Here is a 271-nt window from a genome sequence, read left to right on the forward strand (position 1 = left end):
CAGGTACAGGTTATGATAAAACACTACAAGCCAATTTCGCTCAAAAAATGGAGCAGATGGTGAATGTTTTGTTCGACTTATCGCAGCTCTCAGGAAAGCCCAAAGAACCAGGCGGACCCTCTGTCTCGGACCCAACTTTGGTACCGGTTGGACCCGGTAAAAAAGATTACGATTCAGACCTCACAGATGAAGGTATTCGCACTGATTATTGGAATTGGGGTAAAGGGTTTATTAGTGCATATCCACCTGATCAGTTTATTATGCTGGAAAT

The 271-nt window shown here is 43.5% G+C and carries 1 protein-coding gene; it reads left to right on the forward strand.

What is annotated here, in order from left to right; translation table 11 throughout:
- A partial coding sequence (locus VJI94_RS08400; RefSeq protein ID WP_324009034.1) for a hypothetical protein occupies positions 1-271 on the forward strand: 271 nt, incomplete at both ends.

The organism is Parvimonas sp. D9 (assembly GCF_035282565.1).
In the GTDB taxonomy this organism is placed as follows: Bacteria; Bacillota; Clostridia; order Tissierellales; family Peptoniphilaceae; genus Parvimonas; species Parvimonas micra.